The organism is Spartinivicinus poritis, assembly GCF_028858535.1.
GTDB classification, from domain to species: domain Bacteria; phylum Pseudomonadota; class Gammaproteobacteria; order Pseudomonadales; family Zooshikellaceae; genus Spartinivicinus; species Spartinivicinus poritis.
Genome location: NZ_JAPMOU010000007.1, coordinates 77,168 through 92,353, shown reverse-complemented (window position 1 = coordinate 92,353; position 15,186 = coordinate 77,168). Strand labels below are relative to the sequence as shown.

At 37.5% G+C, this 15,186-nt stretch carries 17 protein-coding genes; 5 read left to right on the top strand and 12 right to left on the bottom strand.

Translation table 11 applies throughout. From position 1 onward, the window contains the following. Positions 1 to 75 precede the first annotated feature (75 nt). The 5 genes from ppa to ORQ98_RS07890 all read right to left on the bottom strand — a co-directional run bounded on the left by ppa (position 76) and on the right by ORQ98_RS07890 (position 3,395). Positions 76 to 606: an inorganic diphosphatase gene (ppa, locus tag ORQ98_RS07910; RefSeq protein ID WP_274688254.1), complete on the bottom strand. Its 531-nt coding sequence runs from the start codon at positions 604 to 606 to the stop codon at positions 76 to 78. A 73-nt stretch (positions 607 to 679) separates the two neighbouring features. Further along, complete coding sequence (locus ORQ98_RS07905; protein ID WP_274688253.1) at positions 680 to 1,546, bottom strand: hypothetical protein; 867 nt, start codon at positions 1,544 to 1,546, stop codon at positions 680 to 682. A gap of 289 nt (positions 1,547 to 1,835) precedes the next feature. Next, complete coding sequence (locus ORQ98_RS07900; protein ID WP_274688252.1) at positions 1,836 to 2,300, bottom strand: Hsp20 family protein; 465 nt, start codon at positions 2,298 to 2,300, stop codon at positions 1,836 to 1,838. A gap of 383 nt (positions 2,301 to 2,683) precedes the next feature. Next, on the bottom strand, positions 2,684 to 2,917 hold the full coding sequence (locus ORQ98_RS07895; protein ID WP_274688251.1) for a hypothetical protein: 234 nt from the start codon (positions 2,915 to 2,917) through the stop codon (positions 2,684 to 2,686). 238 nt (positions 2,918 to 3,155) lie between these two features. Next, complete coding sequence (locus tag ORQ98_RS07890; protein WP_274688250.1) at positions 3,156 to 3,395, bottom strand: DUF1127 domain-containing protein; 240 nt, start codon at positions 3,393 to 3,395, stop codon at positions 3,156 to 3,158. Between the two features lie 301 nt (positions 3,396 to 3,696). Between ORQ98_RS07890 and ORQ98_RS07885 the strand changes: the two genes are divergently transcribed. Beyond that, positions 3,697 to 4,626: a LysR substrate-binding domain-containing protein gene (locus tag ORQ98_RS07885; RefSeq protein ID WP_274688249.1), complete on the top strand. Its 930-nt coding sequence runs from the start codon at positions 3,697 to 3,699 to the stop codon at positions 4,624 to 4,626. Between the two features lie 7 nt (positions 4,627 to 4,633). Here ORQ98_RS07885 and ORQ98_RS07880 read toward each other — a convergent pair whose 3' ends face one another. Beyond that, positions 4,634 to 5,680 (bottom strand): AraC family transcriptional regulator, encoded by a 1,047-nt coding sequence (locus ORQ98_RS07880; protein ID WP_274688248.1) that lies wholly within the window; start codon positions 5,678 to 5,680, stop codon positions 4,634 to 4,636. Between the two features lie 490 nt (positions 5,681 to 6,170). Here ORQ98_RS07880 and ORQ98_RS07875 point away from each other — a divergent pair, with 490 nt between their 5' ends. After that, positions 6,171 to 7,169 carry a helix-turn-helix domain-containing protein gene (locus ORQ98_RS07875; RefSeq protein ID WP_274688247.1) on the top strand — a complete coding sequence of 333 codons (999 nt, stop codon included), beginning with the start codon at positions 6,171 to 6,173 and terminating at the stop codon, positions 7,167 to 7,169. Between the two features lie 10 nt (positions 7,170 to 7,179). Here the strand turns inward: ORQ98_RS07875 and ORQ98_RS07870 are convergent, their stop codons facing one another. Beyond that, complete coding sequence (locus ORQ98_RS07870; protein WP_274688246.1) at positions 7,180 to 8,112, bottom strand: response regulator; 933 nt, start codon at positions 8,110 to 8,112, stop codon at positions 7,180 to 7,182. Positions 8,113 to 8,936: 824 nt separating this feature from the next. Here ORQ98_RS07870 and ORQ98_RS07865 point away from each other — a divergent pair. Both ORQ98_RS07865 and ORQ98_RS07860 read left to right on the top strand, forming a co-directional pair. Next, on the top strand, positions 8,937 to 9,317 hold the full coding sequence (locus ORQ98_RS07865; protein ID WP_274688245.1) for a Mor transcription activator family protein: 381 nt from the start codon (positions 8,937 to 8,939) through the stop codon (positions 9,315 to 9,317). 352 nt (positions 9,318 to 9,669) lie between these two features. Beyond that, a complete protein-coding gene (locus ORQ98_RS07860; RefSeq protein WP_274688244.1) occupies positions 9,670 to 9,966 on the top strand; it encodes a putative quinol monooxygenase in 297 nt (98 codons plus the stop codon). 175 nt (positions 9,967 to 10,141) lie between these two features. On the opposite strand, the gene ORQ98_RS07855 is transcribed toward ORQ98_RS07860, so the two are convergent. The 5 genes from ORQ98_RS07855 to ORQ98_RS07835 form a co-directional block, all read right to left on the bottom strand. After that, complete coding sequence (locus ORQ98_RS07855; protein WP_274688243.1) at positions 10,142 to 11,029, bottom strand: TraB/GumN family protein; 888 nt, start codon at positions 11,027 to 11,029, stop codon at positions 10,142 to 10,144. A 92-nt stretch (positions 11,030 to 11,121) separates the two neighbouring features. Further along, the gene (locus tag ORQ98_RS07850; RefSeq protein ID WP_274688242.1) at positions 11,122 to 11,592 is read right to left on the bottom strand and encodes a hypothetical protein; all 471 of its coding nucleotides are present in this window, start codon (positions 11,590 to 11,592) and stop codon (positions 11,122 to 11,124) included. Continuing rightward, a complete protein-coding gene (locus tag ORQ98_RS07845; protein ID WP_274688241.1) occupies positions 11,573 to 12,307 on the bottom strand; it encodes a helix-turn-helix domain-containing protein in 735 nt (244 codons plus the stop codon). The genes ORQ98_RS07850 and ORQ98_RS07845 overlap by 20 nt, the downstream gene beginning before the upstream one ends. A gap of 229 nt (positions 12,308 to 12,536) precedes the next feature. Beyond that, positions 12,537 to 13,166 carry a monofunctional biosynthetic peptidoglycan transglycosylase gene (gene mtgA, locus ORQ98_RS07840; RefSeq protein ID WP_274688240.1) on the bottom strand — a complete coding sequence of 210 codons (630 nt, stop codon included), beginning with the start codon at positions 13,164 to 13,166 and terminating at the stop codon, positions 12,537 to 12,539. 16 nt (positions 13,167 to 13,182) lie between these two features. Further along, positions 13,183 to 13,425 (bottom strand): hypothetical protein, encoded by a 243-nt coding sequence (locus ORQ98_RS07835; RefSeq protein WP_274688239.1) that lies wholly within the window; start codon positions 13,423 to 13,425, stop codon positions 13,183 to 13,185. Between the two features lie 343 nt (positions 13,426 to 13,768). Between ORQ98_RS07835 and ORQ98_RS07830 the strand changes: the two genes are divergently transcribed. Continuing rightward, a complete protein-coding gene (locus ORQ98_RS07830; protein ID WP_274688238.1) occupies positions 13,769 to 15,097 on the top strand; it encodes an NAD(P)/FAD-dependent oxidoreductase in 1,329 nt (442 codons plus the stop codon). Positions 15,098 to 15,186: the final 89 nt, after the last annotated feature.

Below are 15,186 nucleotides of genomic sequence, written 5' to 3'. Positions count from 1 at the left end.
CCTTCTGAAGAGAGGGTGAAGCCCGCTTGGTCATTTTACCCGGCGGGCTATAAACATAAAGGCGCTGCCTGTCGACTATTTTTTGTACGCTTTTACGGAGTCAAGAATCGCTTGTTTGGCAGCTTCGCTACCTTCCCAGTTATCAATTTTTACCCACTTACCTTCTTCAAGATCTTTGTAGTTTTCAAAAAAGTGTTCAATTTGTTTGATAAGTAGCTCAGGAAGGTCAGTATACTCTTTGACATCTTTATAAAGCGTAGTCAGCTTGTCGTGAGGAACTGCAATTAATTTTGCGTCTTCACCGCTTTCATCGCTCATATTCAGTACACCTACTGGGCGGCAACGGATAACAGAACCGACAGCAACAGGAAATGGGGTGACAACTAAAACATCTAGAGGGTCGCCATCATCAGCAAGTGTCTGAGGAATATAGCCGTAGTTAGCTGGGTAGAACATTGGGGTGGCGATAAAACGATCAACGAATACCTGGTCACTATCCTTGTCAATCTCATATTTGACAGGCACATTGCTGTTGGCTGGAATTTCAATGGCGACGTAAATATCGTTAGGCACGTCTTTGCCTGGGGCGATGTCGTTATAGCTCATTTTCAAATGCCTTTAACTCGTTAGACTAGGGCGCGATTATAAAAGCATTAAGGGTATTTAGCCAGTACAAATATTAATCAGTTTTGTTGTTTTGTTGCAGTAGGTATTGATTATAATATCGCCTGATTTGACGACGTTGTTGTAGTGGATACCACCTTTCAGCAATGTGTCGATAATGAGCCATTGGTAGTAACTTATCAATGGCTTGGTTAATTGCTGCAATGGCTTGTTTTCCAAAAGGGCTTCGGCTACAGCCAACATAAGTGAGCAAGTAAGGTGCAATTTCGGTGAGCTGGATCATTTTGAGTTTATCTGTATGGTTGTGCTTATTAGCTACATAGCTTGCAAAATTGGGGTACTCCAAAGTCCAGCCAAAACGATTAGAGCTAATAATTTCTAGTAACTGTCTGGTATTTGCCAAAATAAACTGGGCTTTATTTGTTGAAGATGTGTTTAATATTTGATCTATTGGTTGTCCGAAGAGTCGTTTTTGGGGTAATAAACCAATTCGGCTGGTTTGGTTTAAGAACTCAGTTAAGCTAATGGTTTTCGGTGAGCCAAGTGACTGGTATAGGCTTTTAGATACAACCAGTTGTTGAGTAAGTAAAATGGAATTAGGTTTTGAAAAATATAAATACTTTTCTCTATCGGCGCTTTTGAGCAGCCCAGTAAAGCATAAGGGCCGGCCAGACTTGGCTTTAGTGCTGAATTGAGTCAGGGGCATAAAAATGACCTTATGGTCAAAATTTTTTATTTGCTCGATAAAGGCTTGAATTTGTAAGTCACCAACCCCGAGCCTTTGATCTTCACCATGTACGATGAAATAAGGCTCCCAGTCATTCATACCCCAGATAATGGCTGACTTATTAGAAGCAAAGCAGGTAGGTAGTATTAAAGCCATCAACCATGCTTGAAGTTGGGCCCAAAATTTGTTTTTCATGGTTGTTGCTATTATTCAACACCTTGAGTGTATTTGGTGGAAAACAATGAGCAATAAATGCTTATTTTGATGTGCAGTGAAATATTTTGGTTAATGTGGTCAAAAAGTCAAGCTTTTCTGTTTGTTGTGAAGATTGTCTGACTTTTAGGTCAAGTATTGTAGACTATTAATTGGCTAGGTTGGATTATTTTTAAACAGACTTTGGGTTTGCTCTAGTATCAACGGCTTGTATAATTATACACCGCAAGCCATGGAATTACTCAGGCTTGCGGTAAAAAGTAGTTTGGATTTATGAGGCTTTTGCTTCAGTTAAAAAAGGCTTGCTTTCAGTCGACTCAATAGCAACTTTTCTCGGTTTCATCGTTTCTGGCACTTCACGTTCCAGCTCGATGTGCAATAACCCATTTTCCAGTCGAGCAGTAATAACTTTTACATGGTCAGCTAATTGAAAGCGTCTCTCAAAGTTTCTGGCTGCAATACCTTGGTAGAGGAACGTTTTCTTATTGGTTTCAGTCTGTTTTTTGCCTGAAACACTAAGCGTATTTTGCTCGACTTCTATATGTAATTCATCTTGGCTGAATCCAGCCACAGCCATGGATATTTGATACTTATTCTCTTCAATTAACTCAATATTGTAAGGTGGATAAGCTGGTTGGTTTTGCTCTGTTCTAGAGGCGTTATCTAACAAAGAAAAGAGCCGATCAAAACCAATTGCAGAGCGGTAGAAAGGTGAAAAGTCATGATTGTTACGCATTTATCATATCCTCGGAATAATAAGCAATATGAAGTTGAGTGTTGATCTTTATATCCTTGTGTAACCTTCCGGTTAGCTAATAGATAAAACAGACTCAACAGTTAAATAAAAGTATTTGCAAAAATACTTTGTTTTTCTGGCAACTCTTAAAAGACCTTGCCATTTGGTTACTACATTGACTGCATTTATTACTTTACAACTACTTTATTACAGTGGTTAGGAAAGCTGACCTTTCCTTTATTAACCAGCTGTAATAAATAGATGGGGTTGAAACGTATGCTTTCAACCCCTCCGAATATAAATTTTTTATTAATTGACTGGTTGCACTTAGGCTGCAAATAGGGAATGGCGACAGTCAAGGTGAAGATGCATTTTGGAATGTCTTAGTCATCAAGCGGGAAGAACCGATTCCCATAGCGATAAAAGCCTAAGTCCCTTAGTTCTTTATCAGTCAGCTGATTGAATACATGTTCACACCGCTTCATCTTACGGTGCTCTTGTAGTTTACTTTTTATAAAACTAATCAATTGGGCTGGACTTACTTTGGATGTTCCAGGGGGTGTAATTCCTGTATCTGTTATATGTGAGCTAAGCTGGCTAGGCTCATGTTTGTTCATAAGACTCCCCTGTTACTATCCCTGTAGAGATTGTATCCTATTACGGTAATGGCTGATGCTTGGTAATAATTATTGGTACTTTTGAAAACGATGTGGCCAGGATCCTTGTTTAAGCTCATGGTGATTGTTAATTTGAGCAATAGATAGCAAATTTAGCACAGCTTATTAACTTGCAAATATGAGCTTAAACAGAAATAAATGCATAAATAATATGATGAATATTGCATCATATTTTGTCTTAGTGTTGGTTAAATCGATGTAAAGGAAAAAAATTAGCACCTTCACGATACCAACCAATATCCTTCAACTGTCGATCACTAAGTTGAGATAGCATTTTATGTGTTTGTCTTCTTTTTAACCAGTGAATAAATTCATGACGAATATTCCTAATTAATTGGCCTGTCGAGACCTCTTCAAGTGCTAGGCTACTGAAGCTATCGGACTCTAATTGAGAGTTTTGGGTGTAGTAGTTGTTCATTATATGACTCCATGCATAAGGCAGGCTCCATAAGAGGGCATATACTGCCATGGATTAGTGGCTGTTTATTGAACAGTTGAAGATAGTTCAGTGACAGTACTCAGCCAAACCTTATTAATTCAAGTTAATCTAATGTAGTAAACAAGACTATTACCTGGGTATAAGATGTAAGTATTTGCTAACCATTTAATCTTTAAAAAACAAAAGGTAATATCAGCTGGAAAAACAATGATGTTAATATTTGTATGAAAAGCCAAATTCTGCAAACGAGTAATTATCATGTTATGGATTAGTATTTCTCATGCATAAAGTTCGTTTAACGCCTACTATGTTAAGTCGCCTTGCCATTTTTGAGGTGGCTGCAAATGAACTCAGCTTTACTAAAGCTGCCGAGTTATTATTTGTGACTCAAAGTGCCGTTAGCCATCAAATTAAGGCATTAGAGGCTGACTTAAATATTCCTTTATTTGTCAGAAAAACAAGAAAACTAATACTTACTAAACAGGGAGAGCTTTTAGCACAAGCTGTTCGGCACAGTTTATTAGAATTAAGACACACCTTGAAACACTTGTCTTCTGTTGTAAATAATAGATTGGTTATATCTTGTACTCCTTCATTTGCATCTCGTTGTTTACTGCCTAGGCTGTCGGAATTTCAGCAGCTGCACCAAGATGTTGAGGTAGTGGTGGTTGCTGAAGCACGGTCAGTGGATTTACATAAAGAGGATGTAGATGTATGTATACGAATTGGCTATGGTGACTATTCAGGCTTGCTTGTGACAAGAATGACTAATGAGGTTATTATGCCTGTATGTAGCCCTGTTTTATTAAAAGAGTTGAAGCGACCTCTTTCCCTCAAACAATTGAAAAAATTACCGCTTATTGTTGAAAATGCTCAACTTTGGGATATTCCTGAAAAAGAGTGGTCTTTCTTTTTCCAGTCTTTTGGTATGGATAGTAAAATTGCTTCTAAAACACGTTATAGCCATAGTTACTTAGTGCTAGAGGCTGTTATTAGTGGACAAGGCGTAGCATTAAGTCAGTCTACATTGGTGAGAGATGCACTTAAACATAAAATTCTGGTTAAACCTGTTCAAGAAGAAATTGAAACAACAGCAGGTTACTTTCTGTTGTCTCGACCTGATCACGAGAATCCACAGCTGATTGAGTCTTTTAAGGAATGGTTAATTAAACAAGTTAATTTTGAAAATATATCGGGAGTGACTGCATAGGCTATTGTCATTTGTGAGGAGTATATGGTGACGCGCCACTTGCTTTGGTAGTAGCTAGTTCAAGTTCTCGATATTGTTTGGGAGAGAGGCCCGTGGCTGCACGAAAGGCATGATTAAAGTTTTGCTGGCTATTGAAGCAAAGATCAAAAGCTATCGTTTTAACGGGAAGGCTGGTATGTTTTAATAACTTTTTGGCTAGATAAGAAAATGCTTTGCTTGAAATTTTTTTATAGCTACTGCCTTCGGCTTGCAATTTGCGTTGTAACGTTCTTTCGCTCATTTTTAATTGGTTGGCCACATGCTTTACAGGCATACGGATAAATTCGGGTTTTTTTAAGAATAAATCGTACAGATATTCGGATAGTGGTGTCGTCTTTTTTCTTACCACTTTTTGTTTATGCACCTCTTCAAGTAAAAGCAAGAATAGATCTTCATTATAGTTAGAGTTTTGATAGCTTAATAATACAGAAGGAAATAGTAGTTTAGTTTGGTTCATATCAAAGTAAACAGGACACTGGAATAGACCTTCATATTGGGTATGGTTGATAGGTGCAGGGTGAGTAAACCAGATTTCGTTGATTGTCGGGTGTGATCTGATAAACATCTTTATAGCATATACCCAAGAACTCACCCTTAATTCGTCTGCAATATTGATTATATTTACATGATCAATCAGCTTAGGAGATATGAGTTCACAAGTGTTTGAGCGGACTATTAATTCAGGTGGCGCATAAATATCCATAAACTCATTGTAATACTGAATAAATACCTGGATAGCTTTGCCTAGTGTAGGGGCAGATAGTGCCATTAAACCTACAATATCACAACTACAACATGAGTGGTTTTTCATTATATTTAGGTGAAAATTAGAGTCACCTGTGATGGCAATAGAACCAAGAATAATGCGTTCAAATTGCTCTCCGTTATAGCCGCAAATATGGCCAAAATTGGTGGGTTTTGAAATGCCAATTTCCTTGAAAAAAGATTCTCTATCAATGCCATAGTCTTCAAGGGTTAAAAACAAAGATTCAAGGTAAGAGGCAGCGACATGCATGATAGTAAATTACTCGGTCAGGTTATATTGTTAACCTCCATGAATAGAGAACTTCCAGGCTGTCCCTTGATAATAATGGTGTTTATGCATCATGTAAAATCATTGTTAGTTATGTTGTGTGAGGCACGTTATATTTTTCAGTGATAGTTCTGATTGAAACATCTCGCTAGGTAAATAGAGGACTGTGCAACTACCAAGCAAATGTTGATGATTGTGAAAGTGCTACAATCTCTACGGCTATTGGTTTGTATAAAGCTTTTGTTGCTTATGAGAATACTTGCGCAAGTATAGAGGGGTTGCTTTATCCATAGAGAATATTTATTTTTTGAGAGTATAGGCTTATGATAAATGCTATAGTTGCTTAATAAACTAGGGGAAACAGGTACTTGAACTTGTTTGTAACTAAAAAATAAACAAAATAGCTACAGTGAAAAACTTAATTAATTAGAAGCTGTCGAATGCATAAAGTTTTGATAAGTAATATAAGAAAGTGCTAATTTCAAATAAAATAGCTAATCATATTCAACAGTACATGCTTTGCTTTAACTTGGCTGAAGAGCAGCAGCAAAGTTTGGCGAGTATCCTTAGTAATGATGGGGAAAATGGCTATATCTCATTAGCTCAACTAGATGAAGCGCTAGTTTTCATTTATGCAATTACTAAAGACCCTGATATCCATATAAAGGTTGCCAATAGCATAACAGTGAGCAGCCTTGGTGTTGCAGGTCTGCTTGCTTTAAACTCGATGAATGTTGAAAACAGTATTCATTGCCTAATGAAGTACTGCAGGAATATTATTGGGTCTGAAGCAGAGTTAAAGTTTGATAGTGACTCTCCTGTTTGTAAGCTTAGTTTTTATTTTAAGACAGAATACAGTCTTGCAATTGAGTTTTTATCTGTTTATTTTCTATCTTTTATTGACTTTATACTGTCTTCAATGACTTATCAGAAAATTAATTATACTCAATTGAAACTACTAAAAAAAGAGCATTACTCCAACTTAAACTTGCTAAAACGGTTTGGCTATATTTGTGTGCTAAATGATGGTGAATTATTATGGGAGATTGGCTTTTCTAGCTCGCATCTAAATACAAAAGCAGTGTATTATCATCAGCATCTTCATAAAACACTAAAATCAAAGCTTGTAGAAGAAATAGATATTAAGCAAGAACAAAGTCTGCAAGAGTTAATTTATAATGCAATATTTGATATGAACTATGTGGCAAAAATAAATTTATCGGAAGTTGCCAAAAAAATTAAAATGAGTCCAAGAACTATTCAAAGAAAGTTAAGTGATGAAGGCGTATCATTTACAGATATTCAACGGAAGGCTATTTACCAAAGTGGTGCTCGTTTTTTGAATAATCCCAGTTATAGTATTAAGGAAGTTGCATATTGTCTTGGGTTTACTTCTGTTCAAGCATTTCATCGGGCATTTAAGCGAGCATCGGGAATGACACCGGCGCAATATCGAGATAAAATACGATAAAGGGGTTATTTTACTTAATTGTGTCTTTTATTTTGCTAATTAGCTTGCTTTCCCATTTCACGTATTTAGGGTCTTTAAGTTGCTGCGATGAACTTGAGTAGATAGGAGGTGGTTCTAGGCCATATAACACAGGCGAATTTAAACGCTCAAGAAGTTGGTCAATATTGTCAAGCCATTCTTCTCCTGTGATGTCTAGAATCCAGCCATCAACAATCTTATCTAAATTTTCTATCGAGCCCTCTAGCTGAGATGGATCGGCATTAAAGCAGATATCATAGTTATACTCTACCAAGCGCTGCCTTAAGACTAGGCGATGGCTGGGCGTATCAGAAATGATGCCCAGCATGGGCTTGTTACGAGGAGTGCTGTGGGTACAGTATTTTTTTATCTGCTTGGCGATCGTTGATTGCTTGATAGGGGTGTTTAAACAAGATTCAACACCTAGTGATTTAGCGATAGCTGAAATAAATAAGTCATTATCCTGGTTAAGCAAAATAATAGGAATGTTTTGAAGTGACTGATTACGGCGAATTAAGGCGATCAGTTGTGAGGCATTCATCTTAGGCAGAACAGAGCCAATAATTAATAGGTTGGGTTTTTGTATTCGAAGCCACTTAAGTGCTTCTAAGCCATCCTGAGCAACATAAGTTCCAACATTCAAGTGATGGCAGTAATCCTCAAGCTTATTAACGGCTGTTTGGTGTGAGCAAACAATTAAAGCAAATCGCTTATTGCTCAGTTGTGTGCCACTTTGATCTGATGGCGTTATTAGTGGCTTGCTGGCTACTGTTCTTAAAGTTGAGTGAGAATGGTTATTTGATAGTGTGGGCTTGTTCTTTCTTTGTACACTTGTGGTAGAGCTTCTTAACTTATCTGCTGTAGCTATTTGCTGGTCATGCAAAGCCACCTTGAAAAGATCAATCTCATGGAGGTTATTAACCATAACTACAACCTGTGTGTTGTCTTACTATTAAAGCAGAGAGCGGTTTTATTGGCTCGTCAACTTTTACATTTATCAATCGTTTTACTAGTTTTTGGGTCTACACTAAATAAGTGATATATGTACATTTTTTATGCAATGCATAAAAATGCTTGCAGCGCTCCAGCTCCAAATCGGACCCTAAATCTACTTCTTTGGCTATATACTGTAAAAGGTACTAAGTCTTTAGCCCTTAGCTTGTGGCGAGTATGTTAAGCCTTTCTAAGGGATAACTATTGTTATTCTCTGCTATAAAGCGAGCCTATAAAATAAGTGTTACTTAAGTGTATAAATTGTACTTTAGTACTAATTCTTTGGTACTAGCAGCAGCAAGATCAGTGATCTGATTAGCTTACCAGTGACAACAAAATTTTATCTGTCTCACGTCAGTAGAACAAGTCAAATTTTATTTGATAGTACCTTAGTATTAGTAGACTCTTTTGCCTGCTTTTTGTACCAGTGAGTAGATGTATTAAATTAGAGCGCAAACTAGAACTGCCTGTTCATGGTTTCTTTTCTTGTAGAATTTTATATTGACTTAAAAATAACTAATGTAATCAGTGATTATACGACTGGCTGCTTAGTATCCAACTGCTATGGCAGAATGAGTAAAAGAAAGTCGATATTTTTGAAGTTTATGTAATTACATATGTAGTCAGATTGTTTTAGTTATTTTTTAGGTGTGCATTATTAGCCCGAATATTTTTAGATATTAAAAACTTTAGGGCACCTTTAACGTTTGATAAGCATGCTAATTACTATGGGGATACCGTGAAAGGTATATTGATATGCAAAGCAAGCTATTCCATCAAATTAATTTAGAAAAGCTTCCCGCAACATTACGAGACCTTATTGACTGTATTGGTGTAACTGCTACCTATCAGTTGTCATTACACTTTGGTGGCCGCCCTTTATATGTACCAAAGTATCCTGAACGGTCGCTATTACAAGATAAAATAGATCATGAAGCGCTGCATAAACTATCTCTCCAGTTTGCAGGCGCAACTCTTGAAATTCCTAAACATGATCATTTTGACCGGCAGTTAAGAGATATTGCTATTATTCAAGAAACACAGCAAGGAGCATCTCGAAGGGAGTTATCTCAAAAATATGGTTTATGCCTAAGACATATTGGTAATATTAGAAAAAATATTATCAGTGTAAGTTGATTAAAATATAAATATATACCCTGAAATGAATGGCATGTTTGATGAAGTAGTTGGATTGGAATTTTATACGCTTCACATTGAGTATATAGTTGTACTATCTCTAATAGTATAGTACCTCTACGATTGATTTAACTCTATATTGGGTGTATATATACCTTTGCTTGACGTAGCTAAACTAATAACCATCATATCTAAGTTTCAGATAACTGGAAGTTGCTAGAAGTTTGTAGTTGAAGTAGTGATTGTTGCTTTTATGTAGGTTTATACTTACTACTCTGAGTGAAGTGTTTTAACATAATAGGCAGTGATAACTTCACAAGCCGAAAAAAGGGAAATACAGTAGGTGATAAGGGTGTCAAACAAATTAACTGTTTTTGTATCTATTAAGGTGAGTGAAGATGCTAAGTTGCAAGTTAGGGAGGAACTGATCTCACTAATTCGGCCTACATTAAAAGAGCCAGGATGCATTACTTTTCAAATGCATGAAAGCTATAATGAGAATGCACACTTTATTTTTTATGAAGAGTGGGCAAGTAAAGAAGCTTTGCAGGCTCATTTAGCATCGCCTCATATAAAGGCATACCGAAATAAAACCAAAAACCAAATTTTACATACAGATATTCAAGTGATGAAAAAATACAACAACTAATCTAGTCATGTATTAGCAGATATGAAGTTGCTTATATAATATAGAGTAACCACTATGACGTTATTCATAACCTAAGCCTTAGGATTAAAAGGCTTATTCGAAAAGCCAAAGTAAATGATGGTCTTCAAGACACTATTCTTGCTTTGGCTATTAGACGTTATTATAAATGACTAACTCAGAGTCGTTTGGCTGAATAGCCCGTTTGCTTTAATAGCTCAATAATACCATCCTCTCCAATGTAGTGGGCTGCTCCTACGACTACAAAAAATATGCCTTTTTTGTTAAGCATATCCTCTATTGATTTGGCCATTTTTATATTGCGTTTTAATAGAAGCTTATCCATTACTGGTTTGAATTGAGGGTATTTGTTTATTTGATCGTTATACATAAAGTTAAAAAGAACTTCATCATCACCACGTTTCCAAGCATCAATCATTTGAACAAACTGAGAATTGGCATTTGTTAAACTTTCTAGGGTAACTTTGATAAAAAGGTCTGGTTCGGGTAAATCTGAGAAGATAGCAAGTTGTTCAGCCAATGATTCAAGTTCTACAATCTTTTTCTTATTAGTTGCTTGTCTGATAAAGTGTAAATCTAATCCTTTATCTGGCATATAACCTAGTTTCATCAGTTGTGCGGTAGTTAGGTTTAACATAACAAAACCTGGCCGCATTTTTTTTAAGGTCAAAATAGGAACGCCTAAATTTTTAGCATAATCAGCTAGCGCCTGGTAGGTTTTAGGGCTGATATGGTCTTGTAGGGTCTCCTGGCCAGGATAATGCCCATATTGCTTAACTAATCGAATTAGCTCGGACTGTTTAATAGCTTCTGGATTAGCTTCAACAACTAAGGTGTCAGCACTGGCAAATGCTTGAGTGATTTCTGGGCGTAAAGGATAAATTGCTTGATTAGCAAGATGGATAGAACCAAACAAATAAACTTTTGCTTTATTACTTTCGATTGACCAAAAAAATACTTTATCATTAGCACAGAGTACTGGCAGGCTAAACAGCATTAAAAGCCAAGATACGCTAAAAATGATTCGTCTAATTAAATTTATCATAAATGTAAATAACCGTTTTTTTATGAATGAAAAACTACTTATAGTTTTTATTATAGGTGCTACAATTGGTTTCACTCTAGAGCTACAATTTATCACTCTATAAGAGTACAATGAGGCCAGCCATATCCCCAGCGCCAAGGTAGCCCCGTACAAGGACCTCCACCAGCCCGAACAGCATGATACATGAGATCTGCTAAACGAGGGTAGCCTGCTTGGATTACACATTGTTGTAAATTGTTGTCAGCTTTAAGTCGTTGTTGGGCTGTTCCACCTTGCCAGTAAACTTTATCATGTAAAATACAGCAATATTCCCAAACTGGGCTTTGATCAAATAAACTCCATAAAGTTGACATACCGCCACTGCACCCGTCTGTAGTAAAGGGGGCGATAGTAACATCAGGGTTACTGGTTATCTCAAGTAGTCGCTGATAGCTATCAGCCAAACAAAGGCGAGAAGTAAATAAGCAAAATACTAACGTTGTGACAAGCAGTGCGCCAAGCCAACAAGGTTTGCTGCTATGTTTTGATGCTTTAGCAAGAGATTTATATTCTTCGATAAGCATGAAAAACTTCAAGCTCCCATGGCCGCATTGCTATTACCAGGCAGGTACCCTCTCGTTTTGCTAATGGGTACTTTAAATCTTCATGGTGAAGGGTGGTGAACTCATTAGCAATTTGAGAGAGCTTTTTTTGCAAAATAGATATAGACCCTTGGCTTAGCATGCCATTAACTGACAGCAGTAGCTCATTGGGTTTGTCAAACTGATCGTTAAAAAAATCGCTTTTAACATGTTTAAGAAAGAACTGTTTTATTGGGCCATTTTCTAGCCATGAAAAGTTGCTATCTACTAATAGTTTTATTTTATTTTTTGGTAGTAACTCAATAATACCTAGTTTGTCTAATTTTGCTAATAATTGAATTAACTCGGCTTCGGAGTATTTGTATTCCTCTAAAATATTTTGAAATCGCCAGTGGTTTAACACACAAATAGCAACCAGTAATAGTTTGATATCAGAGACTAATTTGGTTTCTTGCTCAGTGGTCAGTGCTTCTGGGGCTTGTTTAAGCTGCTTCATTTGGCTGATTAGGTCAACTATCTCCATATTCATCAATTGGCAGACAGACTCTAATCGGTCTAGAGAAAACTGTTTACTTGCAAATAATCGCTTAACACTTGCTTCAGATAAGTTAAGATGTGCAGCAACATCCGAGTAAGTTAAGCCATGGGCTTTTAAGGTTTTTTTCAGGGTTGCAATAATTTCGTTAATTTGAGACATCTAGTGTTGCATCCTGTAAATAAGTGACACTTGAGAAGCTCCATTTGAACAGACTGATAAGTCGCAATCTGTGGTGTATTCTTCCTTTAATTCAACCCTCTAGACCTATACGGTGACGCATTGCTAACAGGGCTAGGCACTAGTTTGGTCTTCTTTTTTAGAGGAAGTATTAAAATATAATACCTTACAAATGGCATTAAGCAATAGTTGCTTGGAAGTTAGGGTATAGCTAGTTGTTTGCTATCTGAGTCAAATAATGTTTACCACCAAGCTGCTTTATTTGGCGAACAATCCAGGACTGCTTCCGTCGGAGGTGTTGAGTTGGACGGGTCACTTTTAATCGGTGAGGTGCGGGTAGTACAGCGGCCATCAATGCGGCTTGAGAACGATTGATTTGGCTGGCTGATTGGTTAAAAAAAGCATGGCTGGCTGCTTCTACGCCAAACGTGCAAGAGTCAAATTGAATAGTATTTAAATATACTTCAAGAATACGTTGTTTGGGCCAAGTTAGCTCGATGAGAGCAGTGAAGTAAACCTCCAGACCTTTTCGTAGCAGGCTGCGTTCTGGCCAAAGAAACAAGTTTTTGGTGAGTTGCTGACTAATAGTGCTGCCACCGCGTAACCGTTTGGCAGCGATGCCATCTTTGATTGCTTGTTGAATAGCGGTAAAGTCAAAACCAATATGCTCTGCAAAGCGCTGGTCTTCAGCAGCTATCACTGCTAAGGCTAATTCTGGTGAAATATTTTGCCAGTTTTGCCATCGATAAGAAATATTCTGGCAAGCTGGTCCTGGAAGGTTTGCACCTAGTTTACGTTGAATCATATAAGCGGTTGTGGGTGGGTCAAGCCAACGTAGCATAACTGTTATGCTACAGCTAACCCCCAATAAAAAGACGACCAGCTTTAAGCAGAATTGTCTTACTTTTATCAAAGCTTGTGATAACCAGGATTTCTTTGTTTTTGATGGCTTTTTTTTGGCCACTTATTTCTCCACAGCTAAAAAAGCTAAAAGTTGGTAAGACTAGTTCTGAGCAGGGAAGTTCGGCATTTGCATACCCCTCGCTTTGAGTGTAGGGCACCTCTAATACATTGTTTGCTTCAGGTAAATTCGCAATCAAGGCGTTGCTGGTGGCTTGTTGAAAAGCAGCAACACCAAGTGAGAATTTACAGAAGGTGCCTGACGGGCTCTAGCACTGTGTTAGCGGAAGAACCCGAGAAGCATAAACAATTATTAGTGATGCCCTGTAGCCTACAAGATTGGCTAGTGATTGGAGATGCGTATTTATACGACTATTTAAGGTTGGAAAAATAAAACCGTCAGTTTAACGAAATATGTTGAGTATTTAAAATACACATTAATTATATTTATTAAATCTTTTATCCATTATTAAGCTACTGAATTTTATTGGCTTGCGTTACCATCGAATGACTTAAACTTTTTGGACTTATGAGGTTAACCTAATGAATGGTAGCAAGACTGTACCCCATATTGTGGTGGTTGGTGGTGGTGCGGGGGGGTTGGTGTTAGCAACTCGCCTTGGCAAAAAAATAGGAAAAAAGCGGTTGGCTAGAATTACCTTGGTCGATCAAGCTGAAACCCATTTGTGGAAACCTTTATTACATGAGGTGGCTGCAGGCTCCATTGACTATACGGCAAACGAAGTAAGCTACAAAGCGCATGCTAAACGAAATCATTATATGTTTATGCAAGGTAAGTTAACCGGGGTTAATCGAACAAAAAAGAAGCTATCTATAGCCCCTTTACTAGATACTGAAGGAGAAGAAATTATACCTGCTAGAGAAATAGGCTATGACTACTTAGTCATTGCTATTGGTAGTACCAGTAATAATTTGGGAGTTGAAGGAGTAGCAGAACACTGCAAAACCCTGGATAGTTTCTATCAGGCTAAGCGATTTCATCATCTTTTTCTTAGGCAATATAACCTGTTAGAGCAAGACCCAAATAAGCCACTAAATGTTGTCATTGTTGGTGCTGGTGCGACAGGAGTTGAGCTAGCTGCGGAGCTAAGACATGCAGCTGTTGAGCTGGCTCACTATAATAACCAACAGGTTCCTGTTGATAGAGTAAAAATAACTATTATTGAAGGTGCTCCCAGAATATTACCTGCACTACCTGAACGAATCAGCCGTGCAGCTGAGCATGAATTGGCAAAGCTGTCTGTGAATATTGTATCTGGTGAATCAGTGGTCAAAGTTACCCAACAAGGAGTGGCGCTAGGTAACGGTAATCTGGTTGAGTGTGATTTGCTTATTTGGGCGGCTGGTGTAAAAGCTCCTGAAATATTAACCTCAATTGAAGGTTTAACAGTCAACAGGCTTAATCAGTTACAAGTAATGCCTAATTTACAAACCAAGCAAGACTCAAGCATCTTTGCATTAGGTGATTGTGCAGAGTGTATTTTACAAGAAGGAGCAAGTCCTTTAGCACCCAGAGCTCAGGTAGCTTATCAGCAGGCAGTTTATTTATCGAAAGCAATTACTCACATGATAGCAAGCCAAAACTCAGAAGATATGGTTAATAACTATGCCGACTTTTGCTTTAAAGACCATGGCTCTTTAGTTTCATTTAGCCGCTATGGGGCTGTTGGGCAACTAATGGGAGGGTTATTAAAAGGCTCACTGTTGTTAGAAGGGATTCTTGCCCGTTGGTCATACCAAATGCTTTATCGGATGCATCAAAGTAGTCTTCACGGTTACTTTTTAACCGTACTTTATTGGTTGAGTGACAAGCTTAATAAAGTATTAAGACCAAGACTTAAGTTACACTAGTTTTACTCACAATTAAGGCCTGTGTATATGGTATACAGGCCTTGCTGTATTTTCCCATTCATTAGCTTTATCCCAGTTTATAACTGCGT